We start from the raw sequence: 22,481 nt of genomic DNA, 5'->3' as shown, positions 1-22,481 counted from the left end.
GCCCTCGCGTGCGCAACGCACACAACCCGGGGAACCCGACGCGGATCAGCGGGTCACCCTCAGCGTCCGCGCGGCGGTGAGGATCTGCTGGTTGTCGGCCGTTTCCGACGCGAGGGACGTGCCGGAGACGGTGAACAAGGTGGTGTCGTCGCGCACAGCGACCAGCTCGGCCCGCCACACCGTCAGATCGCTCCCCGGCGGCGTGACCGTGTAGGTGAACAGGTGCGCGGGGGTGCCGTCCTCGAGCTTGATCCGCGCGTCCATGCCGAGCTTGATGCCGGGGGCCACCTGGAAGGTGGTTCTCGACGCATCGACGACCTGGTCGAGCGACCCGACGGACGTGAAGACCGCGACCGCGATGCCCACCTCGAACGGTGCACCCGAGGGATTCGCCGCGGGTGTCGGGCTGATGAAGGTCAGCAGACCCTGTGCGGCGACCGTCTCCTTCCACCCCGACGGCGGGACCAGCCGGAAGCGGCCGTGCTTGTCGACGTAGGTGTTGGGGGGATCCGCGGGGACGGTGGTCGGCGGCGCCGCCACGACGACCGGCGCATCGGCTGTGGGCCTCGTGGTGACGATGGTGACGCCGGCCGCGACGAGCCCGGCGACCACGAGCGCCGCAAGCCCGATGACCAGCGCTTTGCGGCGACGCGGGGCGGCGAGGGCAGGCGATCGGTCCGCCGCTGCCGCCGGCGGGCGCGGATGCTGGATGGTGACCTCCTCCGTGGCCGGTGCTGCTGGCAGCGGAGCCCGCTTGCCGACGAGGGCCGCCTGCGCGGCCTCGGCGAGCTCGCCCGCGGTGGCGTACCGGTCGTCGGGGTTCTTGGCCATGCCGCGTGCGATGACGTCGTCGATGGCGGAAGGGAGGTGCGGGTGGCTCCGCGTCGGCCGTGGAGGCGCCGATCGGAGGTGGGCGTAGACGGTCGCCGCGTAGCCGTCGGTGTCGAACGGGCTGTGCCCGGTCAGGATCGTGTGCAGCACGCCGGCCAGCGAGTAGACGTCGATGCGGCTGTCGCGCCGGTCGCCGGCGTCGAACAGCTCCGGTGCCATGTAGAGGACGGACCCGAGCGTGGTGCCGGTCCTGGTCAGGCGGTCGCCGCTGGTTGCCGAGGCGATGCCGAAGTCGACGAGGTAGGCGAAGTCGCTCGTCCCTCCGGAGCCGGTGAGCAGGATGTTCGACGGTTTGACGTCGCGATGCACGAGCCCGTCGGCGTGCGCGGCGTCGAGCGCGCCCGCGATCTGGGTGATGATCGTGGCGGCGCGGATGGGGGCGAGCGCTCCGTTCTCCGAGATGACGGTTTGCAGATCGCGGCCGTCGACGAGCCGCATGTCGATGAAGAGCCTGCCCTCGATCTCGCCGTAGTCGTGGATCGGGATGACGTGCGGCTCGCGCAGCCTGGCGGCCAGCTCCGACTCCCGTCGGAATCGCTCCTGGAACGTTTCGTCGGAGGCGAGGTGCGGGGCGAGGAGCTTGAGAGCGACCCTGCGGCGCTTGACGGTGTCGAAAGCGCGGTGGACCTCCCCCATCCCGCCCCTGCCGACCAGCCCTTCGAGCTCGTAGTGGCCGAACGTCAGCTCGCTGATCCCGGTCATCACGGGGCTCCGATCGTGAAGGTGCGCAGCGTGGCGTCGAGCGCGGGCTTCTCGACGTGCCAGGTGTAGGACAGGCCGGTCCCGGCAGCCACGACCCACGTCCCGTCGCCGACCGCCACCAGCACGAGGTCGGCCACCTCGACCTGCTTCTCCGAGTCCATGTGCACCGCTCCGAGCAGGAAGGCCGGTGTGGCGTCGGGCAGCGTGACGTGCTCTTCGAGCGTGATCCGGGCGCCGGGAAGGCCGAGCAGGCGGGTGCGTTCCTCACTCGTGCGGGTGACCAGGGACTGCGGGCCCTTGCCGGCGCGCACCTTGAGGTCGGCGTGGTACCAGGCCTGGCTCGGGAAGACGATCGCGGGCGTGGGGTTGTAGATCGACACCAGCTCGTCGGCCTGCAGCGGTTCGTCCAGCCAGTTCGTCGGCCGGGCGAACGCGAAGCGGCCCGCCGGGTCGGTGTACGCCGTCGTGCCGGTCCGCTCGGGCTCGACCGGCGCAGCCGCGACCGTCGGTGGGACCGGCGGTTGGCCGGTCGACGGCGTGGTCGACGGCGTGGTCGACGGGGCAGCCGCCGGCCACCCGTTCGCAGCGACGGCGATGCCGCCCGCCGTCAATCCGACGAGCAGCACGGCACCGGCCGCGATGAGCAACGTCCGGCGGGTGCGGCTCGGAGCGGGCGCCGGTGTCGGTGGCACTGGTGTCGGGGTCGCAGGTGCCGGAGACGCTACCGGCGGATCGGGACGGAGTGCCGGAGCGACCGGCCGCTGGCCCACGGTCCGGCCGAGGTCCGGGCCTGCTGCCGGCACGGGCGCGCGCCGGAACAGGTGGGGCATCTCGACCGTGAGACTGGCGATGGTGGCGGCCCGGTGGGCGGCCTCGGCGAGCTCGCCGGTGGTGGCGTAGCGGCGGTCGGGGTCCTTCGCCATGCCGCGGGCGATCACCTCGTCGAACGCGGGCGCAACACCGGCGGCCCGGGACGGCTGCGGCGGCGGGACGTTGACGTGGGCGTACATCATGGCGTTGAGGCCGTCGGCCTCGAACGGGCGGCGACCGGTGAGGACCTTGTAGAGGACGCAGGTCAGCGAGTAGACGTCGATCCGGCTGTCCCTGCGGTGCCCCCCGAACAGCTCCGGCGCGAGGTAGGACATCGTCCCGAGCGCGCTGCCGGTCACGGTCAGGCGCTCGCCGGTGATCGGCGTGGCGATGCCGAAGTCGACGAGGTAGGCGAAGTCGCGGTCGCCCAGCAACACGTTGGACGGCTTGACGTCGCGGTGCACGAGGCCGTCGGCGTGGGCGGCGTCGAGCGCGCTGGCGATCTGGGTGATGATCCGGACCGCGCGTTCGGGAGCGAGCCGGCCCTCTTTCGTCATGATCGTGTCGAGGTCGAGGCCGTCGACGAAGCGCATGTCGATGTAGAGGCGGCCGTCGATCTCACCGAAGTCGTGGATCGGGATCACGTGCGCCTCGCGCAGCCGGGCCGCCACCTCCGACTCCCGCCGGAACCGGGTCCGGAACTCCGCATCCGAAGCGAGGTGCGGAGCGAGCCGCTTCACTGCGACGACCCGCTCCTTGGTGGTGTCGAACGCGCGGAAGACCTCGCCCATCCCGCCCCGACCGATGAGCCGTTCCAGCCGGTAAGGACCGAACTGTTCCTCCATCGCACGCCCTCCCCGTCCGTGGAACCGCGGACCGGTCCGGGAGCACAGTCCCAACGTGGAGTTTCACCGCGTTAACACGTCGATTTCACTGCCGGCGGCGGGTGGCAGCTCGACTGCACAAGCCAGTGGTCCTGCTGCAAGCAGTGCCGCTGACGGCCGCACCTGGCAGGATCCGCCTCGTGAAGTTCCGTGCCACGCTCCAGCTGAACGGGCGCACCGCCACCGGGTTCCAGGTGCCGCCCGAGGTCGTCGACGAGCTCGGCAGCGGGAAGCGTCCGGCCGTCGTCGTCACGATCAACGACGCCCACAGCTACCGCAGCACGGTCGCGGTGATGAGCGGGGCGTTCATGCTCGGGGTCAGCGCGACGAACCGGGCGGAGGCGGGCGTCGAGGCGGGTGACGTCATCGATGTCGAGCTCCAGCTGGACACGGCACCGCGCGAGGTCTCGGTGCCGGACGACCTCGCTGCCGCTCTCGACGCCGACTGCCGCCGGGCCTTCGACAGCCTGTCCTACAGCAACCGGCAGCGGCACGTGCTCGCCGTCGAGGGCGCGAAGACGGCCGCGACGCGGGAGCGTCGGATCGCGGCGGTGGTCGCGACGATGCGGGCCGCGACCTGACGCACGGTGATCACCCGGACGCCGACCTCTCCCGGCTTCTGAAGATCGGTGAAGTAGCTTGCCCCCATGAGGCATCTGGCCTTGCCGTTCGCGATCGGGGCGCTCCGGCGCGGTAGGGAGATCGAGCAGTTCCTCGGCCCCGTCGACGGCGCTGGAGAACGCGGCATTCGGTGGGTCTCGATCGGGTCGGGGGCGGCGGGCTTCACGGTCAGCCTGTTCGAGCGGGCCGATCTCGACGGCAGCACGCTTCGGGACCTGCCAGTGCTGCCCTCGTTGAGCGAACAGCACACGGAGTCGAGCGACGAGCGCCGTGACGCCGCCGAGCTGGACGGACGGGCCGTCGGAACGGCGTCCTCGGCCGAGGGCGCCCTTGCGCTCGCCGAGAGGGCACTCGGCACGCACCCCGAACGGTGGGTCAACTCCGGCGTCGTCGGGAACGAGTACGACGACTACTTGCAGGCGGGCAGGCGGTGGCCGCCGGCCTGAGGGGGAGGGGCGGATGGGTACCTGGGGCTTCGGGCCTTTCGACAACGACACGGCGGCGGACTGGGCCGGCGATCTCCACGAGGCTGCGCAGGCGGAACGGGTCAAGGTCGTCCGGGCAACGCTGGAACGAGCTGCGGGCGCACACGGTGACGTGGAGTACAGCACGGCTGTCGAAGCGATCGCGGCAGCGGCCGTCGTGGCCATCCACTCGCCCGGCGGCGAGAAGTTCGTCTCGATCTACGGTCCCGACTTCGTCGAGGCCGGCGAGCGACTCGACCTGCCGGACGGGATGCTGGTGCTCGCGCTGCGGGCGCTGGACCGGGCGACCAGCGCCGAGTCGCACTCGACGGAGCTGTGGGCGGAGGCGGGCCTGCTCGCCGAGGCCATGGCTGCGATGAAGAGCTTGTACGACCTGTTGGAGTACGGCGGCGCCGTCCACCCCGATGCGGGTGAGCAGTTGGCGCTCTTCGACGACGGATCCGTCGGATGACCGGGAACCGTGCGGACGACGTGGTTGTGGTCGGCGCCGGGATCTCCGGGCTGGCTGCCGGGCACCGGCTGGTCGCCGCCGGGTACCGGGTGACGGTGCTCGAGGCAGCGACCGGGCCGGGTGGGCGGATGGCGACGCGGCCGGTTGGTGCGGGCCTGATGGAGCTGGGCGCGCAGTTCCTCTCGACCGACTACGAGCTCGTTCCCGAGCTCGTGCGGACGGCGGGGCTGGCCGGGCAGGAGGTCACGGTCTCCGGCCGGTCGATGGTGGTGGCCGACGGTCGGTCGTGGCGCTTCGACACCGACCGGCCGTGGACGTTCCTGACGGGTGGTCTGGTGCGAGCCAGGGACATCGTCCGGGAGCACGAGGGCTGTGGTCGACCCGCGCGCTGGCCTCGCGCCGCCGGGTCGATCTCCTCGATTTCGCCGATCTGGACCCCTGTCACGGGTTGGAGTGGATGCGGGAACGGTTCGGCGCCGGCGTGACCCGTCGGATGCTGCAGCCGACGGTCAACGGCTTGTTCTTCCAGGACGTTGCGGGTGGCAGTGCGGTGCTGCCCGGTTCGCTCGTGGCGTTCTCGGCCCGCGGCCCCAAGGCCTTCACGCTGCGCGGCGGGCTCGGCTCGCTGACGTCGGCGCTGGCAGCGACGCTGGACGTCGAGTACGACGTCCAGGTCGAGCGCGTCGAGCGACCCGGCTCGCGCGGCGGGGCCGTCACCCTGACCACCTCGCGCGGTGTGCGGAACGCGGGCGCGGTCGTGATCACCACGCCGGCCGGGCCGTCGACGGCCATGCTGGCCGACCCGACCCCGGACGAGGCCGCGGTCCTGCGCACCTCCTACAGCAGCGTCGTGCTGGTGGGGCTGGCATTGGAGGAGCGGCTCGCGGCCGGCGAGCTGGGTGGGGCGTACGGGGTGCTGGTCTCGCCGGAGTCGTCGTCACCGCTGGCGGCGCTCGCCGTCCACTCGCGGGCCGACCCCGCCGCCGGCGGCGAGGTGATCACCGTGATGTTCGGGCACGATGCCGCGCAGCGGCTGATGTCCGCCGACGACGAGACGGTCCGCGCGGCCGCCGTCGAAGCGCTGGCGCCGGTCCTGCCCGGCCTGCCCGGCAGGGTGACCGACAGCCACATCGCCCGGTGGCCGGAAGCGTTGCCGTACCTGCACGTCGGGCTCGCGGCGGCGGTGCGGCGCTACCGCGAGCGGCTGCCCGTCGGGAGCGCCGTGCTGCTGGCCGGCGACCACCTGGGCCTCCCGTGGTCGGACGCCGCCGCCTTCAACGGGCGCTGGGCGGCCGACCGGCTGATCGCAGACCGGGCGAGCTGACCGCTCCGGCGGGCGGTCGAGCCCCCGGGGCGGCCAAGCCCGGGCCGGGCGGGCGGCGGGTGCCAGGAAAGTCCGCCATGACCCTCCGGGCCGCCACGAGGGATGTGAGTCCGTGCTGGGCGCGGCCCGGCCCGCCGGGCGGTCGGGAGTGCCTTGCGCACGCATCCGCGGGGACGTCGCCGGTAGCTCGGAGCCGGCAGTGGCGACCTCGCCGACCCGGGCCGTGCTGGGGCTGGGATGTGTGCGTTGCGCACGCGAGGGCAGGAAAGCCACTTTCCTGCCCTCACAGGGCCTGAAAGTGGCTTTCCTGCCCTCCCCGCGACGCGCGGCGGCCCCGGTGCCGGTCAGGCGGGGACTGCCGCCGCGACGACGGCCGGTCGCCGCCGCACGGCGGTGATCACGACCGCGCCGGCGAGCGCGACCGCCGCGAACGTCGCGAACACGACCGGAAGCGACGCTCCGGCGCTCAGCAGCAGCCCGCCGAGCACCGGCCCGAGGATCCCGCCGAGCCGCCCGACACCCAGCGCCCACCCGATGCCGGCCGCCCGGGACGTGCCGGGATAGAAGCCGGTGACGTAGGCGTTGAGCAGCGTCTGCGTGCCGATCGTGCCGTAGCCGCCGAAGGCGAAGAGCACGTAGAGCCCGAACATCGAGTCGGTCGTGATGAGCAGCAGCACCGAGGCCGCGGCCAGCGCGAACCCGATGCCGATCACCGGGCGCGGCCCGAACCGGTCGGCCGCCCGCCCGCCGAACGCCAGCCCGAGCACGGCGCCGGCGTTGAACACCAGCAGGAAGCTCAGCGCCGATCCGAGCGGGTAGCCGGCCTGCCGCATCAGCTGCGGCAGCCAGGTGTTCAACCCGTAGATCAGCAGCAGCGAGCAGAACGCCGCGATCCAGAACAGCACTGTCGGCAGCGCGTACGACGGCGCGAACAGCGTGCGGACGCCGCCCCAGCGGGCGCGCTCGGTCCCGCCGGCCGCGGCCGGGACGTCCACGCCGAGTCGGTCGGCCAGCGCCCGGGCCTCGTCGAGGCGTCCCCGCGCGACCAGCGACTCCAACGACTCGGGCAGCTTCCAGATCGCCAGCGGCAGCACGACGACCAGCGGCACCGCCGCGATGAGGTACATGACCTGCCAGCCCAGCGCGGGGATGAGCGGGATGGCCAGCGACGCTGCGAGCAGCCCGCCGAGCGGGTAGCCGACGGCCATCACGACGTAGGTGAGGTTGCGGCTGCGCTCCGGCGCGTACTCGATCACGAGCGCGTTGAGCGTCGGCAACACCCCACCGAGCCCGAGCCCGGCGAGGAACCGCAGCACGCCGAACACCTCGGGGTTCGGTGCGAACGCGCACAGCGCGGTGAGCACGGAGAACCACGTGACCGCCACGATCAGGACGCGCCGCCGGCCGAAGACGTCGGTGATGCTGCCGACGGAGAGCGCCCCGATCAGCATGCCCACCAGCGCGTAGCTGCCGATGCTGCCGGCGGCGGCCGGGCTGATCCCCCATTGCTCCACCAGCGACGGCAGCGTGGTGCCGTAGACGATCAGGTCGTAGCCGTCGAACATGTACGACAGGCCGCAGGTCAGGACGATGACTGCAAGCGTGCTCCGCCTCACGTCGGGTTTTGCGGTGTCGGTCATCTACGCCTCCGTCGGCGCCGGCGCGTCCCACTCGACGAGCAGTTCGAGTGGGCCGCGGAAGGAGAGGTTGGGGGAGAACTCGACCGGCGTGTCCGCTGCGAGGCGCAGGCCGGGCAGCCGGTCGGCGAGAAGGTCGGTGACGATCTCGCATTCCATCCGCGCCAGCCCCGCGCCGAGGCAGAGATGGATGCCCCGGCCGAAGGAGAGCTGGCGGCGTGCGTTGGGCCGGCGGATGTCGAACCGGTCGGGTTCGGGGAACATCGTCGGCTCGCGGTCGGCAGCCGCAAAGGCGAGCACCAGCCGGCTGCCCGCGGGCAGCGCGACCCCGCCGATCTCGACGGCGCGGGTGGTGACCCGCCGCCACATCGGGACGGAGCTGTCGAAGCGCAGGGTCTCCTCGACGGCGCCGGGGATCAGCGCACGGTCGTCGCCGATCTCCTGCCACGCACCCGAAGCGAGCAGGTGGCGCAGCATGTTGCCGAGCAGGTTCGTGGTCGTCTCGTGGCCGGCGAAGCTCAGCGCGAAGATCAGGCTGGTGATCTCGGCGTCGCTCAGCACACGCTCGTCGGTCACGAGCGCGCTCGTGAGGTCGTCGGCCGGTGCACGGCGGCGATCGGCGACGAACCCCGCGCAGTAGTCCACGAACTCGACCATCTTGCGGGCCAACTCGACCTGCCGCGCCGGCTCCGGGTGGCCCCAGTTGACCTCGAGCTTGCCGGCGCACCACGTCTTGATCCGGTCGCTGTCGGCGGCCGGGAAGCCGATCAGGTCGAAGATCGTCAGCGCCGGCAGCGGGTAGAACAGCGCGCGGACGATGTCGACGCGCCCGGTGCCGGCGAACCGGTCGACCAGCTCGTTCGCGCGGGCGTGGATCGCCGGACGCAGCGCCGCCATCCGGCGGGGCGACATCGCGCGGCTCATCACCGAGCGGAAGCGCTGGTGCTCGGGCGGGTCGCAGTTCGACATCGTCGGGACGAGCGGGGCGGTGGCCAGGATCGCGGCGGCCTCCGGGCACATCGGGTGCACCGGCTGCTGGGTCTCGGTCGCGGAGAACGTCGCAGGGTCGGTCAGGATCCGCTCGACGTCGGCGTAGCGGGTGACCATCCACCGGTCGATCGCCGGCACGTAGACGACCGGCGCCTCCTCCCGCCAGCGCGCCAGGACGGGGAAGGGGTCGTCGAGGAAGCCCATGGCCAGCGGGTCGAGGTCGTGCGCGACGGGGCAGGTCATCGCGCGGTCCGCGCTTGCGTCGCGGCGACCTGGAACTGGGTCGACGGCTTCTGCGTCGGGCCGGCCCACAGGTCGATCGCGTCGGGCTCGGCCGGGTCGAACGTGCGCGGGCGCCAGTCCTCGTCCGGCTCGATGCGCCGTACGCCCCACGAGTACTCGTACGTCAGGCCCTCCGGGCCCTTGAAGTACAGGAACACCGCCGTCGACTGCGGGTGGCGGCCCGGGCCCATCTCGATCTCGACGCCCATCCGTTCGAGCACGTGCCAGCTGCGCATGACGTCGTCGATCGACTCGACCTGGAAGTTCATGTGGCACAGGCCCGGCCGGACGCCCTTGAACACGGCCAGCTTGTGGTGCACCGGGTCGAACCGCATCAGCGCGGCCGCGTCGCCGATCCAGTCGGAGATCGTGATGTTGAAGTGGGCCGACCAGAACGCGTAGGCCTCCCGGACGTCGGGGGCGTCGACGCAGAGATGGCCGAACTCGACGATGCCGGCGGCCCGGCCGAACCGCAGCGGCCGGTGCACCTGCGTCTGCCCGCAGACCAGCTCGATCCGGTTGCCCCAGGGATCGTCGAAGGCGAGGTAGTCGCTGACCCGCCGGTGCCGAGCGCCGTCGGCGTCGCCGCGCTCGACCCGGCAGCCCGCGTGCTCCAGCTCGATCTCGGCGGCGGCGAGCACGGCCTCGTCGCGCACGACGAACCCGGACGCGAGCACACCCGCCGCCCCCTCCACGAACGCCAGGCAGTGGTGCCGGTGGTCGGCGCGCAGGTAGGCGGTGCCGCCCTCGCGGGCGATCTCTTCGAGACCGACGACGTCGACCGCGAAACGCACGGCCGTCTCCAGATCGGCGGTTCCGGACCGGACGTACGCGATGTCGTCGATCATGATCATGAGATGGCCTCCGCTTCGTCGAGGTGGGTCCAGATCCGGGCGAGCAGCTCGTCGGCCGCTTGCCGCCAGCTCGCGACGGCATCGGCGGGAAGCGCGGTGGGCTCGCCGACCGACGCGGCGATCACGGTGGACCGCGCGGCGCGCTCCAGCAGCCACATCCGCGCGACCGCGGCGCCGACGTCACGTCCGACGGTGAGCGCACCGTTGCCGCGCAGCACCAGCGCATGCCCGTCGCCGAGCGACGCGACGGCTCGGATGGCGGTCGCGGGATCGCGGGCGAGCACGGCGTCGCGCGAGATCGGCACCGGAGCGCCCGCGACGACGGCGTGGCCGGTCAGCGGCGGGACGCAGACGCCGGCCGCGGCGAGCGCCGTAAGCCGTTCCGGTTGCGCGCGGCAGACCGCGCCGACGTCGGGGCGGGCGCGGTAGACGGCCAGGTGCAGCCAGGCTTCCAGGGGCACCCCGGCCGGGAGCGCGTCGACGTCCAGGGGGACCTCGATGCACCGGGCGGCGTCGACCCTGCCGAGCGGGACGGGCGGGGTGATGAGCATCCGGCCGCCGTCGAGCAGGGTGGAGACGTGGCCGAAGGCGGTGACGAGATCGGCGCGCGCGAGCACGGCGCCGGCATGCGCCAGGGCGTGGTGCCCAGGAGTCGAATGCGCTGTGGTCGGGGTCACGTCCGGGACGATATGCCTATGGGCATACCGGTATCTACCAACATGTATCGCTAGACGGAACGCTTTCCGCGCGGCTACCGTCCTCCCATGTCGCTGCAGAACGCCCTGCTCGGAGTGCTCGACGCCCGCCCGATGAGCGGCTACGAGCTGGCGCAGTTCTTCGACTCCGGCTCGGGATGGGTGTGGTCGGCCCCGCAGAGCCAGATCTACCCGCACCTGCGGCGGATGGAGGCCGACGGCCTCGTCGTCGCGGAGCGGACGGTGCGCGGTAGCAAGCTCGAACGCAGGGTCTACTCGCTGACCGACGCAGGACGGGCCGCGTTGCTGGCCTGGATCGGGGAGTACCACGAGCCGCCAGCACCCCGCGACCCGTTCGCATTGCAGGCGCTGCTCTTCGACATGGTCATGCCGGAGGAGGCGATCAACGTGCTCAAGGCCTTCGTCGTCGAGCAGGACCGGGTGGCCGAGCAGTACGAGGCGCACGCCGCACGGCTGCGCGCGCTCGACACCCCGCTGCTGCGCGAGCGGTTGCGGGCCCGTCCGGAGGCGGAGCACGAGCGCATCGGGCGGATGAAGGCGCACGTGTTCGCCGGGCGGGCGGCAGTCGCGCGCCAGCAGGCGGCGTGGGCACGCGAGGCGATCGTGCTCGCAGCAGGGCCGGCAGCGGGGGAGGAGCGATGAGCGCGCCGTCGATGCTCGGGCGGGCGGTCTCGATCCTCGCCGCCTTCACGCCCGGACGGGCGACCCTCGGCGTCTCCGAGCTGGCCAGGCGCACCGGGCTGGCCAAGTCGACCGTGCACCGGCTCGCGGGCGAGCTCGTGCAGGAAGGGCTGCTCGAACCGGTCGAGGGCGGGTTCCGGCTGGGGATGCGGCTGTTCGAGCTCGGGCACCTCGTCCCGGGGCAGCGCACCCTGCGCGAGCGGGCGGCGCCGGTGCTAGGCGAGCTGCGGGAGAGGTCGGGCCAGACCGTCCACCTCGCCGTGCTCGACGGCACCGACGTGCTCTACCTCGACGTGCTGCCCAGCCGTTCCGGCCCGCCGCTGCCGTCGCGGATGGGCGGGCGGATGCCGGCGCACGCGACGGGCGTCGGGAAGGCGTTGCTCGCCCACACGAAGCGGTCGGCCGTCGAGACGGTGGTGGCCGGCGGCCTGAAGCGGCTCACCCCGCGCACCATCGCCGCGCCCGGCCTGCTGCACGCCGAGCTGGCCAGGGTGGCCGCCCGCGGGGTCGCGTTCGACGGGGAGGAGAGCGCGGTGGGGCTGGTGTGCGCGGCGAGCCCCGTGCACGACCGGGACGGCGCGGTGATCGCCGCGATCTCGGTCTCGGGGCGGAGCGGGCGGCTGGCGTTCAACCGCGTGGCGCCGCAGGTGCACGCCGCGGCGCGCACGCTCACCGGCGCGCTGCAGTAGCGCGCGGGGCCGGGTTGGGGAGGGCAGGAAAGCCACTTTCCTGCCCTGTGAGGGCCGGAAAGTGGCTTTCCTGCCCTCGCGTGCGGAACGCACATATCCCGGCCGGCCGCCACGTTCCGGTGGTCGGAACGTCGACGTACCGCCCGGCCGGCCCCACCTACGAGGATCGGGTGATGACTGTGACGGACGCGCCTGCGCTGGCGCGAGCGCTCTACGAGGCCCGCCGCACGCGGGTGCCGATCCCGCCGCTCACCGATGCCGATCCCACGCTCGGGCTCGCCGACGGCTACGCCGTGCAGCAGGAGCTGGTCGCGTTGCTGCTGGCCGACGGCGACCGGGTGGTCGGGCACAAGGTCGGGCTCACGTCCGCGGCGATGCAGCGGATGGTCGGCGTCGACTCGCCCGACTTCGGGCCCGTGCTGGCCTCCACCGTCTACCGCGACGGCGATGTCGTCCCGCTCGACAGGTTCATCGCGCCCAAGATCGAGGCCGAGATCGTGATGGTGCTCGGTGAGCGGCTGGAAGGACCGGGGGTGACGGTCACGCGGGCGCGGTCCGCGATCGCCGGGGCCGTCGCCGGGATGGAGATCGTCGACTCGCGGATCGCCGACTGGCGGATCAAGCTGGCCGACACCGTCGCCGATCTCGCGTCGAACGGTGCGATGGCGACGTCGAGCCGGGTCGTCCCGATCGACGGCGTCGACACCCGCCTGATCGGGATGACGATCACGCGCAACGGCGAGCTCGTCGACACCGCTGCCGGGGCGGCCGCGCTGGGTGACCCGGTCGCCGTCGTCGCGTGGATCGCGAACGTGCTCGGCGAGAGCGGGGTCGCGCTCGAACCGGGCCACCTGATCATGACCGGCGCGCTGCACGCCGCGGTGCCGATGACCGCGGGCGACGTCTTCCGCGCCGAGTTCGACCGGCTCGGCCCGATCACCGTGCGGGTGGGGTAGATGAGCATCGACATCAACATCGACGCAGCAGAGCTGGCCGCCCGCCTGGGCAAGTCGGTGGCCGACCGGACCGCGATCGAGCAGCTGTCCGACGAGTTCCCCGGTCTGGACCTGGCCGCCGGGTACGCGGTGCAGCGGGTGCTGCGTGAAGGCGCGGGGCCGCTGGTCGGGTGGAAGCTCGGCGTGACCAGTCGCGCCAAGCAGGCGCAGGTCGGCGTCACCAGTCCGATCTACGGCTTCCTGCCCGGGACGGCCGTGCTGGACGTCGGCGCGCCGCTCGACACGTCCGCGCTGATCCAGCCGCGGTGCGAGCCCGAGATCGTCTTCGTGATGGGCCGCGACCTGGCCGGCCCGCACGTCACCGCGACCGACGTGCTCGCGGCGTCGGCCGGAGTGGCCGTCGGCATCGAGGTGCTCGACTCCCGCTACCGCGACTACCGCTTCACGATGGCCGACGTGGTCGCCGACAACACCTCCGCCGGACGGTTCGTCGTCGGCACGCCGGTGTCGCCGACGGGTATCGACCTGCGGCTGGTCGGGGTGGTGTTCGAGAAGAACGGCGAGGTCGTCGCGACCGCATCCGGTGCGGCGTCGCTGGGGCACCCCGCATCCGCCGTCGCGTGGATGGTGCGCACGATGGCCGCCGACGGCGACGGCCTGCGCGCCGGCGACGTCGTGCTCTCCGGCGGGCTGACCGCCGCGGTCCCCGTCGGGCCGGGGGACGTGGTGGTGGCGTCGATCGACCGGCTCGGGACCCTCGAACTGGGCTGCAAGTAAAGGAGACGGATATGCCGCTGGTCCAGATCTCGCTGACGCGCGGGCGCACGCCCGAGCAGCTGCAGGCGCTGGGGGAGGCCGTCACCGAGGCGGTCGCCGCCTCCCTCGGCGCACCGGCTGCGTCGGTGCGGGTGCTGCTGCAGGAGGTGGAGCCGGCGCACTGGTTCGTCGGCGGCGAGACCCTCGCGTCGAAGCGCGCCTGACCCCCAACTTCCCCACCGTTTTGCCAACCTACACACCCAAAAGGGCGTGCAGGTTGGCAAAACGGTGGGGAAGTTTCAGCCCGCCGCGATCGCCATCACGACGGCCTTGGGCTCGGTGAAGAACTCCCGGCTGAAGTTGCCGCCCTCCCGGCCCCAGCCCGAGTCGCCGAACCCGCCGAAGGGCGCGCGCAGGTCGCGGATGAAGAAGCAGTTGGCCCACACCGTCCCGGCGCGCAGTGCCGCGGCGACGCGGTGTGCGCGCGAGAGGTTCTCGGTGAACAGCATCGCGTTGAGCCCGTACGGGGTGTTGTTGGCGGCGTGCACGGCCTCCGCCTCGGTGTCGAACGGCGTGACGGTCACGACGGGCCCGAAGACCTCCTCGCACTGGATCGGCGAGTCGGCGGGCGCGTCGACGACAACCGTCGGCCGGATCGTCCAGCCCTCACCGAGGCCGCCGGTGAGCAGCTTCCCGGCGGCATTGTCGACGTACGCGCGGACCTTCTCGTAGTGCGTCCGCGAGGCGAGCGGCCCGACCTGCGTGCCCGGGTCCTTCGGATCGCCGATCACCAGGGCCTCGGCCGCGGCGACGAACCGCGCGAGGAACTCGTCCAGCACCGGGCGCTCGACGTAGAGCCGCGAGCCCGCGAGGCAGACCTGCCCGGCGTTGGTGAAGATCGCCTTGATCGACCAGTCGACCGCGACGTCCAGGTCGGCGTCGGCGAACACCAGGTTGGCGCCCTTGCCGCCCAGCTCGAGGCTGACCGGTGTGAGGTTGCGCGCGGCCACCCCGGTGATCACGCGCCCGGTGCCGGACTCGCCGGTGAAGGTGATCCGGTCGACCCGCGGGTCGGCCGTGAGCGCTGCCCCCGCCGACTCGGGGCCGTAGCCGTGCAGCACGTTGAACACCCCGGGCGGGATGCCGGCCTCCAGCGCGAGCCGCGCGAGCACGGTCGCGGAGGCCGGGCTGTCCTCCGCCGGTTTGAGCACCACCGTGTTGCCCCACGCCAACGCCGGCGCGACCTTCCACGACTCCAGCATCAGCGGGAAGTTCCAGGGTGCGATCGCGGCGACGACCCCGGCCGGCTCGTAGCGCGTGTAGGCGTGGTGACCGGTGTCCATCGGCAACGCCTCCGCGGTCGCGAGGCGGGCGTGGTCGGCGAAGAACCGGAAGTTCTGCGCAGTCCGCGGCACGTCCTTGCCGAGCGCGTCGCTGACGGGTTTTCCCATGTCCCGGGTGTCGGCCATGGCCAGCTCGGCGGCGTGCTCGCCGATGAGGTCGGCCAGCCGGTGCAGCAGCGCGCCGCGCTCGGCGAAACCCATCCGCGGCCACGGCCCCTCGTCGAACGCCGTGCGCGCCGCCGTGACGGCGAGCTCGGCCTCCGCGGCGCCGCCCAACGCGACCGTCGCCCACGGCTCGCGCGTGAACGGGTCGACCGAGTCGAACCTGGCGCCGTCGAGCGAATCCCGCTCCACACCATCGATGACGTGCCCGAAGTCGGTCATTTCGCCTCCTCGGCCGCGATCTGCAGCGCGATGTCGATGATCATGTCTTCCTGGCCGCCCACCAGGCCCTCCGCGCCGCAGCGGCGCAGGATCTCGTGCGTGGGCACGTCGTAGCGCTCCGCCGCGCGCTCGGCGTGCAGCAGGAACGACGAGTAGACGCCCGCCCAGCCCTGCACGATCGCGTTGCGGTCCAGCTTCGGCCAGCGGTGCAGGTACGGCCGCACGACGTCCTCCGCCGCGGCCAGCGCCCCGGCGACGTCGATCCCGGTGTCGACGCCCAGTCGGTCGAACACGGCGACGAGCACCTCGGTCGGCGAGTTGCCCGCACCGGCGCCGAGCGCGCACAGCGACCCGTCGATGTACCGGACGCCCGCCTCGTGGGCGAGCACGGAGTTGGCGACGCCGAGCGAGAGGTTCTGGTGGCCGTGGTAGCCGACCCAGGCCTCGTCCCCGACCTCGGCGACCACCGCTTCGAACCGCTGCGTCGCCTCGTGCATGAGCAGCGCACCGGCCGAGTCCGTGACGTACGGGACCTGGCAGCCGGCGTCGACCATGATCCGGGCCTGCTTCGCCAGCACCTCCGGGGACGTCCGGTGCGCCATCATCAGGAACCCGACGGTCTCCATGCCCAGCTCCCGGGCCGCCGCGAAGTGCTGCGGCGAGACGTCGGCCTCCGTGCAGTGGGTGGCCACCCGCACCATTCGGGCGCCGGCGTCGTGCGCCTTCTTCAGGTCGTCGACAGTGCCGATGCCCGGCACCAGCAGGACCGCGACGGTGGCTCGCCGGGCCTCGTCCGCGGCGGCCGCGATGAGCGTGAGCTCGTCGGTGCCGGAGAAGCCGTAGTTGAACGAGCTGCCGCCCAGCCCGTCGCCGTGCGACACCTCGATCACCTCGACGCCCGCCCGGTCGAGCGCCCGGACGGTGTCGCGGACCTGCGCCTCGGTGAACCGGTGGGACATCGCGTGGCTGCCGTCGCGCAGCGTCGTGTCGGTGATGCGGACGTCGTGCGCGAGGGCGGGCCTCATGCCGCCACCGCCTGCTTCGCGCGGGCCATCAGCTCGCCGACGCGGGTGGCGGCCGCCGTCATGATGTCGAGGTTGCCGGCGTAGGGCGGCAGGTGGTCGCCGTTGCCCTTGACCTCGAGGAAGATCGCGACGCGGCCGTTGCCACCCCAATCGGGGCGCGGGTCGTCGAACTGCGGCTCCGCGCGAAGCGTGTAGCCGGGCACGTACTCCTGCACGGTGGCCACCATCCCGTGGACCGAGCGGGCGATCGCAGGCCGGTCGGCGTCGGCGCCGACCATGCAGAACACCGTGTCACGCATGATCAGCGGCGGCTCGACGGGGTTCAGGACGATGATCGCCTTCCCCCGCGCTGCCCCGCCGATCTCGGCGACGGCACGCGAGGTGGTGTGGGTGAACTCGTCGATGTTGGCCCTGGTCCCCGGGCCGGCGCTGCGCGAGGCCACCGACGCGACGATCTCCGCGTACGGCACCGGCGTGACGCGCGAGACCGCATGCACCATCGGGATCGTCGCCTGCCCACCGCAGGTGATCATCGAGACGTTGGGGGCGGCGATGTGGTCGCGCAGGTTCACCGGCGGGCACACCATCGGGCCCAGGTGCGCCGGCGTCAGGTCGACGGCCTGGATGCCGGCCTCGGCGTAGCGCGGCGCGTTGGCGAGGTGCGCCGCGGCCGAGGTCGCCTCGAAGACGATCTGCGGGAGGGGGCTCTGGCGCAGCAACCAGTCCACGCCGCCGGCGGAGGCGTCGATGCCCAGCTCGCGGGCCCGCGCCAACCCGTCGGACTCGACGACACCGACCACGTACCGCACGTCGATCGCGCCGCCTGCCTCCGCGCTGCGGAGCAGCTTGGCGAGCAGGTCGGTGCCGATGTTGCCTGGACCGACGATGGCGGCCGGCACTTTCGGAGGGCTCATGGGATCGATGCTGACCCCCACCGTCGCGGGTGGGGTACCCAGACGTTTCGCTCAGCGGAACACGGTTCGCATGGTCGAAACGGCGGCCCGCTCGCCCGCCCGCCCGCGGAAGTGGGTGCGGGACGCACACGTTGCCGGGAAAGCCTCTTTCCCGGCCCCACGCGCCGGGAAAGTGGCTTTCCCGGCGCTTCGCCACGCACCCGTCCCGGGTCTCCGGGGCCCGGTCGGGCTACCGGTGGCGCGGGGGCGGTGGGATCGAGTCCAGGTCGGGCGACGTGTCGGGCCACACGAGCAGCACCGGGCAGGGTGCGTGGTCGACGACGAACCGCAGGTGCCGGCCGAGGCTGTGCGGCCCGAGCCGGGAGCGGTCGCCGTCGCGCGAGCAGACCAGCAGGTCGGCGTGCTCGCAGGCGGCGACGACCTCACGCTCGACCCGGCCGACCCGGACCTCCCGCCGGGCGGGGAGGTCGAGCCGTTGCTCCGCCTGCACCAGCAGCTCGTGCGTCCCCTCCACGCCCTGCGCAGCCACCGCGTCGCCGGGGTCGTGGCCGCGCCGCCCGAACAGGCCGCCGAACGCCCCGTGCACGGCCTCCGAGACCGCCGCATCGACGACGGCCAGCAGCAGCACCTCGGTCTCACCGCGGTCGGGTGTGGCCGCGCACGCGGCAGCGTCCACGGTGGCCTCCCAGGTGCCCTCGATGATCCAGGCGACCACTGTGCGCGCGCTCACACCAACCATCCTCGGCCGAGCGTCAAGGCCAGCCACAGCGCGAGCACCGCGAGCCCCAGGCTCACCGGGACCGTCAGCGCGCCGAGCCGGAGGTACTCGCGCAGTGTCGGGGCTGCCTCGCCACCGGCCAGCACCCGGCGCCACAGCAGTGTTGCCAGCGACCCGACGTAGGTCAGGTTCGGGCCGATGTTCACCCCGAGCAGGACGGCCAGCACGAGGCCGGGATGCAGCCCGGGGCCGAGCGCGCCGAGCAGCACCAGCGTGGCGGGCAGGTTGTTGACGACGTTGGCGAGCAGCGCGGCCAGCCCGGCGACCGCGAGCAGGGTGAGCAGGCCCGGAGCCACGCCCTCGGGTGCGGTCGGGACGAGCGCGGCGAGCGCCGCACCGAGCCCGTTCCCGGTCACGCCGGCCACAACGATCGCGAGCGCGACCACGAACAGCGAGAACAACGGGTCGGCCGCCCGCACCAACCCGATCACGCCGATCTCGCGGCGGAGCAGCGCGCGAGCGGCCAGCACGGCGGCGGCCAGCACCGCCACCCACACCGGCTCGACCCCGACCAACCCGGAGAGACCGAACCCGACGAGGCTCGCCGCGATCACCGCCAGCGCGAACCACGGGACCGGACCGCTCGGCGGCGGGTGCGGCTCGCCGCGGCCGGCCAGGTCGGTGCGGAAGAACCGGCGGAAGATCACGTACTCGGCACCGATCGCGACCAGCCACGGCAGCGCCATCAGCGCGGCGAACGTCGTGAACGTCAGCCCGGACGCCGCGAACGCCAGCAGGTTCGTCAAGTTCGAGATCGGCAGCAAGGTGGACGCCGAGTTCGCCAGGTGCGTGCAGGCGTAGACGTGGGGCTTCGCGCGCAGCCGCAGCGTGCTCGCCGTCCGGAACACCACCGGGGTCAGCAGCACGACCGTCGCGTCGAGGCTGAGCACCGCCGTCGTCAGCGCCGCGAGCCCGAACACCAGCGCCAGCAGCCGGCCCGGTCGACCCGCTGCCCCGACCGCGACCCAGCTGCCCAGCCAGCTGAAGACACCTTCCGCGTCCGCGAGATGCGCGAGGACGAGTATCGCGGCGAGGAACCCGACCGTCGGTCCCAGCTGCGCCGCCTGCTGGAGCGCCTCGGCCGGCGGGATGAGCCCGAGCAGCACCGTCAACCCCGCTGCCGGCACCGCGACAACCGCCTCGGGCATCCCCTTCGGCTGCATGACCGCGAAGACCAGCACCGATGCCAGCAAGGCCAGCGCCACGGCCTCGGCGAGCCCGCCGCTGATCACCACGAGCGCAGATCGTATGTCGGCGGCCTATTGTCAGGTCCTGTGAGTTCGCACGGCTCGCGGATGGAGTTCCGGCTGCTGGGGCCGCTCGAGGTGCTGCGCGACGGGCGTCGGGTGGAGCCGAGCGGTGCCAAGCTGCGCGCGTTGCTGATCGACCTGCTGATCCACCGCGCGCAGTTCCGGTCGAGCCGACAGCTCGTCGAGGACCTCTGGGGCGAGCACCAGCCGTCGACGGCGCCGGGCGTGCTGCGGAACTACCTCTCACAGCTGCGGGACCTGCTCGGGCCGGAGGTGCTGGTCCGGCGCGGCGGTGGGTACGGCATCGACGTCAGCGCCGACGACCTCGACAGCGAGCGGTTCGAGCAGCTCGCGGCGCTGGCGCGGGTAGCCGACCGCGATCGCGACCCCACGGCGGTCATCGGTCTGACGACGACGGCACTGTCGCTGTGGCGGGGTGCGGCGCTGGCGGATGTGGACGGCGCCGAGTTCGCGCTCCCGCACGTCGCCCGGCTGGACGAGCTCCGGGCGACGACGCTGGAGCTGCAGATGGAGGCGCTGATCGCGGCGGGCCGGACCGGCGAGGCGATCGCGGCGCTCGAGGAGCGGCTCGTCGTCGACCCGTTGCGCGAGCGGCACTGGTGGCTGCTGATGGTTGCGCAGTACCGGTCGGGACGCCAAGCGGACGCGCTTCGCTCGTACCAGCGTGCCCGGTCCGAGCTGGCCGAGCGGATCGGCATCGAACCCGGCGCCGAGCTGCGCGAGCTGGAGCTGGCGATCCTCGACCAGCGCCGCGAGCTGCACGGTCTGCTCCGCGGCTCGACCACCGCCGGCGCCGGTGCCGGGAGCACCACGCCGGTCGCCGGCGGCCCGGTCCTGCGCCCGCGTCCGCCCCGCGGCTACCGGACCCCGTTGGTGGGTCGGCAGGCCGACCTGGAGGAGCTTGACGCGCGGGTCGAGGCGGGCACGTTGCTGACCCTGACCGGGGTCGGCGGGGTCGGGAAGACGCGGTTGGCCGTCGAGCTGGTGGAGCGGCTGCGCGGGCGGTGGCCCGACGGGATCGCGTTCGTCGATCTTGCACCGGTGGTCGAGGAGGGCACGGTCCCGGCCGCGGCGCTGGTCGCGCTGGGGCTCGACGAGGAACCGATCCGACCGCCGCTCGACACCATCACGCGGGCGCTGGCGGAGCGTCGTCTGCTGCTCGTCGTGGACAACTGCGAGCACGTGGTCGCCGCCGCGGTGCGGCTCGTCGACGCGGTCATCGAGGCGGCTCCCGGGTGCGCGGTGCTGGCCACGAGCCGGGTGCCGCTCGACATGGCCGGCGAGCGGATCTGGTCGGTGGCGCCGCTCGCCGCAGACGACGAGTCGTCCGATTCGGTGCGGATGCTCGTCGAACGGGCCGTCGCGGTGAACCCGGGCTTCCGCAACGACCACCACACCGTCGGCCTGGCCCGGCGCCTCGGTGGTCTCCCGCTGGCGATCGAGATGGTTGCGCCCTGGACCCGCACGCTCTCGACCGCCGATATCGCGGATCGTCTCGACCAGCTGATCTCGATCGGCGACCCCGCCCGGCCGGAACGCCAGCGGCGGATGGCAGCCGTCTTCGACTGGAGCGACGGTCGCCTCGACGACGCCACCCGCACGGTGTTCCACCGGCTGGGCGTGTTCGTCGGCGACTTCGACCTCGCTGCCGCAGAGGCCGTCGTGCCGGCCGAGGAGAGCGAGCGACCCGGTGTGCTGGTGGCCCTCGGCCGGCTCGTCGACCACTCGCTGGTGATCGCTGAGACGTCGCGTGGACCGAGCCGGTACCGGCTGCTGGAGCCCGTGCGGCAGTTCGCCGCCGAGCGTCTCGTCGACGACGGGGACGACGCGCCGGTGCGTGAGCGGCACCTTCGGCACTACCGGGCGGTGGCGGTCGAGATCGGGAGGCACGCTGCCGGGCCGGCGGCCACGGCCTGGCTCGCCCGCGCCGACCACGAGCTCCCCAACCTGCGTGCCGCGCACGACCAGGCGCTGCGCACCGCCGGTGCCGACGATGCCGCGGTGATCGCGGGCGGCCTCTACTGGTACTGGTGGATCCGCGCGTCGAGCACCGAAGGGATCGACCGCCTGAGCCGCTCGCTCGCGCTCCGCCCCGCGCCGCGGGTGAGCGCCCGCGCCCGCATCGGCCTGGCGTCGCTGCTGATCCAGGCGGACCGGTCGGCCGAGGCCGCGGCGCAGGCCGAGGCCGCGGTCGAGGACGCCCGCGTCGCCGGCGATGCCCGGCTGGAGGCCCACGCGATCGGCACGGTCGGCCGGATCGCCGCCGACCGCCGGCAGACCGGGCTGGCCGAGGAGATGCTGCGCGACGCCCGGCACCGGTTCGAATCGCACGGGAACCCCGGCGGGGCAGCATGGTGCCTGATGGTGCTCTTCACGGTGGCCGGGTCCGCGGTGGACCGCGCGGCCGCACTGCCCGGTCTGCGTCGCGCGCACGAGCTCTACACGGAGGTCGGCATGCTGTGGGGCCGCGCCTGGACGTCGGCGCTGCTCGGGCTCGTCGAGATCCGTGAGGACCGGTTCGATGCCGCCGACGACTTCCTGACCACCGCCAACCGCCTCGTCGACGACAACGGTCTGCGTGACGAGCTCGCCGTCTACACGAAGTCGTACCTGGCCGTCGTCCGCGCCGGAACCGGCCACCCGCGCGCCGCCGCCGCCATCCTGAGGCAGGCCTGGACGATCGCTGCGGGCTTCCCCGACCGGGCGCCGTACGTCGCCTGGTTCTGGGCGCTGGCCGAGACCGCCGCCGCCGCGAGCCCGGAATTGCTCGCGCGCTGCCTCGGCGCCCATCTCGTGCGGAGCCCTGAAGTCGATCCCACCCACCGGATGGACGTCGCAGAACGGATCACCGCGCTGCGCACGACCGCCGTCGCGGCGCTGGGTGCGGATCGCGCCGCGGAGCTGTTCGAGGCCGGGGCCCGGGAGGACGGCCTCCACATGCTGGGCGAGCTCGATTCCGTCCTCGACCGACCCCGGCACGCCGACCGGCTACACGCGCGCTGAACGCTTCCTGAACGGCCCACCAGCACGCTGGTGC

At 73.0% G+C, this 22,481-nt stretch carries 22 protein-coding genes; 11 read left to right on the top strand and 11 right to left on the bottom strand.

All coding sequences use genetic code 11. The annotated features are described in order from the left end of the window. Positions 1 to 45: 45 nt before the first annotated feature. A complete protein-coding gene (locus LL648_RS34720; RefSeq protein WP_232667059.1) occupies positions 46 to 1,593 on the bottom strand; it encodes a serine/threonine-protein kinase in 1,548 nt (515 codons plus the stop codon). Beyond that, a complete protein-coding gene (locus LL648_RS34715) occupies positions 1,593 to 3,248 on the bottom strand; it encodes a serine/threonine-protein kinase (RefSeq protein WP_232667058.1) in 1,656 nt (551 codons plus the stop codon). Before LL648_RS34715 ends, LL648_RS34720 begins: the two co-directional genes overlap by 1 nt. 179 nt (positions 3,249 to 3,427) lie before the next feature. On the opposite strand from LL648_RS34715, the gene LL648_RS34710 reads away from it, so the two are divergent. From LL648_RS34710 to LL648_RS34690, 5 genes are all read left to right on the top strand, one after another. Then, positions 3,428 to 3,868, top strand: a complete 441-nt coding sequence (locus tag LL648_RS34710) for a YdeI/OmpD-associated family protein (RefSeq protein ID WP_232667057.1) — start codon at positions 3,428 to 3,430, stop codon at positions 3,866 to 3,868. A 66-nt stretch (positions 3,869 to 3,934) separates the two neighbouring features. Continuing rightward, complete coding sequence (locus LL648_RS34705) at positions 3,935 to 4,354, top strand: hypothetical protein (protein WP_232667056.1); 420 nt, start codon at positions 3,935 to 3,937, stop codon at positions 4,352 to 4,354. 13 nt (positions 4,355 to 4,367) lie between these two features. Further along, a complete protein-coding gene (locus LL648_RS34700; protein ID WP_232667055.1) occupies positions 4,368 to 4,844 on the top strand; it encodes a DUF4259 domain-containing protein in 477 nt (158 codons plus the stop codon). Continuing rightward, a complete protein-coding gene (locus LL648_RS34695; protein ID WP_232667054.1) occupies positions 4,841 to 5,329 on the top strand; it encodes an FAD-dependent oxidoreductase in 489 nt (162 codons plus the stop codon). Before LL648_RS34700 ends, LL648_RS34695 begins: the two co-directional genes overlap by 4 nt. Further along, positions 5,215 to 6,168 carry a protoporphyrinogen/coproporphyrinogen oxidase gene (locus tag LL648_RS34690; RefSeq protein ID WP_374112150.1) on the top strand — a complete coding sequence of 318 codons (954 nt, stop codon included), beginning with the start codon at positions 5,215 to 5,217 and terminating at the stop codon, positions 6,166 to 6,168. Before LL648_RS34695 ends, LL648_RS34690 begins: the two co-directional genes overlap by 115 nt. A 344-nt stretch (positions 6,169 to 6,512) precedes the next feature. On the opposite strand, the gene LL648_RS34685 is transcribed toward LL648_RS34690, so the two are convergent. Genes LL648_RS34685 through LL648_RS34670 form a run of 4 tightly spaced genes read right to left on the bottom strand, consistent with a single transcriptional unit; the run spans position 6,513 to position 10,608 of the window. Continuing rightward, entirely contained in the window at positions 6,513 to 7,808 is a 1,296-nt protein-coding gene (locus LL648_RS34685) for an MFS transporter (protein WP_232667052.1), read from the bottom strand. Continuing rightward, positions 7,809 to 9,038: a cytochrome P450 gene (locus LL648_RS34680; RefSeq protein WP_232667051.1), complete on the bottom strand. Its 1,230-nt coding sequence runs from the start codon at positions 9,036 to 9,038 to the stop codon at positions 7,809 to 7,811. Then, entirely contained in the window at positions 9,035 to 9,931 is an 897-nt protein-coding gene (locus LL648_RS34675) for a VOC family protein (RefSeq protein WP_232667050.1), read from the bottom strand. The genes LL648_RS34680 and LL648_RS34675 overlap by 4 nt, the downstream gene beginning before the upstream one ends. Continuing rightward, entirely contained in the window at positions 9,928 to 10,608 is a 681-nt protein-coding gene (locus LL648_RS34670) for a class II aldolase/adducin family protein (protein ID WP_232667049.1), read from the bottom strand. Before LL648_RS34670 ends, LL648_RS34675 begins: the two co-directional genes overlap by 4 nt. A gap of 87 nt (positions 10,609 to 10,695) precedes the next feature. Here LL648_RS34670 and LL648_RS34665 point away from each other — a divergent pair, with 87 nt between their 5' ends. From LL648_RS34665 to LL648_RS34645, 5 genes are all read left to right on the top strand, one after another. Continuing rightward, positions 10,696 to 11,289, top strand: coding sequence for a PadR family transcriptional regulator (locus tag LL648_RS34665; RefSeq protein ID WP_232667048.1), 594 nt, complete (start codon positions 10,696 to 10,698; stop codon positions 11,287 to 11,289). Beyond that, positions 11,286 to 12,017 (top strand): IclR family transcriptional regulator, encoded by a 732-nt coding sequence (locus LL648_RS34660; RefSeq protein WP_232667047.1) that lies wholly within the window; start codon positions 11,286 to 11,288, stop codon positions 12,015 to 12,017. Before LL648_RS34665 ends, LL648_RS34660 begins: the two co-directional genes overlap by 4 nt. 173 nt (positions 12,018 to 12,190) lie before the next feature. Next, a complete protein-coding gene (locus tag LL648_RS34655) occupies positions 12,191 to 12,973 on the top strand; it encodes a 2-keto-4-pentenoate hydratase (RefSeq protein ID WP_232667046.1) in 783 nt (260 codons plus the stop codon). Then, on the top strand, positions 12,974 to 13,750 hold the full coding sequence (locus LL648_RS34650) for a 2-keto-4-pentenoate hydratase (RefSeq protein WP_232667045.1): 777 nt from the start codon (positions 12,974 to 12,976) through the stop codon (positions 13,748 to 13,750). It begins immediately after the preceding gene. Positions 13,751 to 13,761: 11 nt separating this feature from the next. Beyond that, positions 13,762 to 13,953, top strand: a complete 192-nt coding sequence (locus LL648_RS34645; protein ID WP_232667044.1) for a 2-hydroxymuconate tautomerase — start codon at positions 13,762 to 13,764, stop codon at positions 13,951 to 13,953. Between the two features lie 75 nt (positions 13,954 to 14,028). Here the strand turns inward: LL648_RS34645 and LL648_RS34640 are convergent, their stop codons facing one another. From LL648_RS34640 to LL648_RS34620, 5 genes are all read right to left on the bottom strand, one after another. After that, on the bottom strand, positions 14,029 to 15,456 hold the full coding sequence (locus LL648_RS34640) for an aldehyde dehydrogenase (RefSeq protein WP_232667043.1): 1,428 nt from the start codon (positions 15,454 to 15,456) through the stop codon (positions 14,029 to 14,031). Next, positions 15,453 to 16,481 carry a 4-hydroxy-2-oxovalerate aldolase gene (gene dmpG, locus LL648_RS34635; RefSeq protein ID WP_232667042.1) on the bottom strand — a complete coding sequence of 343 codons (1,029 nt, stop codon included), beginning with the start codon at positions 16,479 to 16,481 and terminating at the stop codon, positions 15,453 to 15,455. The genes LL648_RS34640 and dmpG overlap by 4 nt, the downstream gene beginning before the upstream one ends. Continuing rightward, the gene (locus tag LL648_RS34630) at positions 16,478 to 17,395 is read right to left on the bottom strand and encodes an acetaldehyde dehydrogenase (acetylating) (protein ID WP_232667041.1); all 918 of its coding nucleotides are present in this window, start codon (positions 17,393 to 17,395) and stop codon (positions 16,478 to 16,480) included. Before LL648_RS34630 ends, dmpG begins: the two co-directional genes overlap by 4 nt. A gap of 229 nt (positions 17,396 to 17,624) precedes the next feature. Continuing rightward, positions 17,625 to 18,125 carry a universal stress protein gene (locus LL648_RS34625; RefSeq protein ID WP_232667040.1) on the bottom strand — a complete coding sequence of 167 codons (501 nt, stop codon included), beginning with the start codon at positions 18,123 to 18,125 and terminating at the stop codon, positions 17,625 to 17,627. Beyond that, on the bottom strand, positions 18,122 to 19,402 hold the full coding sequence (locus LL648_RS34620) for an SLC13 family permease (RefSeq protein ID WP_374112149.1): 1,281 nt from the start codon (positions 19,400 to 19,402) through the stop codon (positions 18,122 to 18,124). Before LL648_RS34620 ends, LL648_RS34625 begins: the two co-directional genes overlap by 4 nt. A 45-nt stretch (positions 19,403 to 19,447) precedes the next feature. Here LL648_RS34620 and LL648_RS34615 point away from each other — a divergent pair, with 45 nt between their 5' ends. Continuing rightward, positions 19,448 to 22,447 carry an AfsR/SARP family transcriptional regulator gene (locus tag LL648_RS34615; protein ID WP_232667039.1) on the top strand — a complete coding sequence of 1,000 codons (3,000 nt, stop codon included), beginning with the start codon at positions 19,448 to 19,450 and terminating at the stop codon, positions 22,445 to 22,447. The last annotated feature ends 34 nt before the right edge of the window (positions 22,448 to 22,481 follow it).

The organism is Pseudonocardia sp. TRM90224, assembly GCF_021245725.1.
GTDB lineage: Bacteria > Actinomycetota > Actinomycetes > Mycobacteriales > Pseudonocardiaceae > Pseudonocardia.
This window is presented reverse-complemented; position numbering and strand designations above follow the sequence as displayed.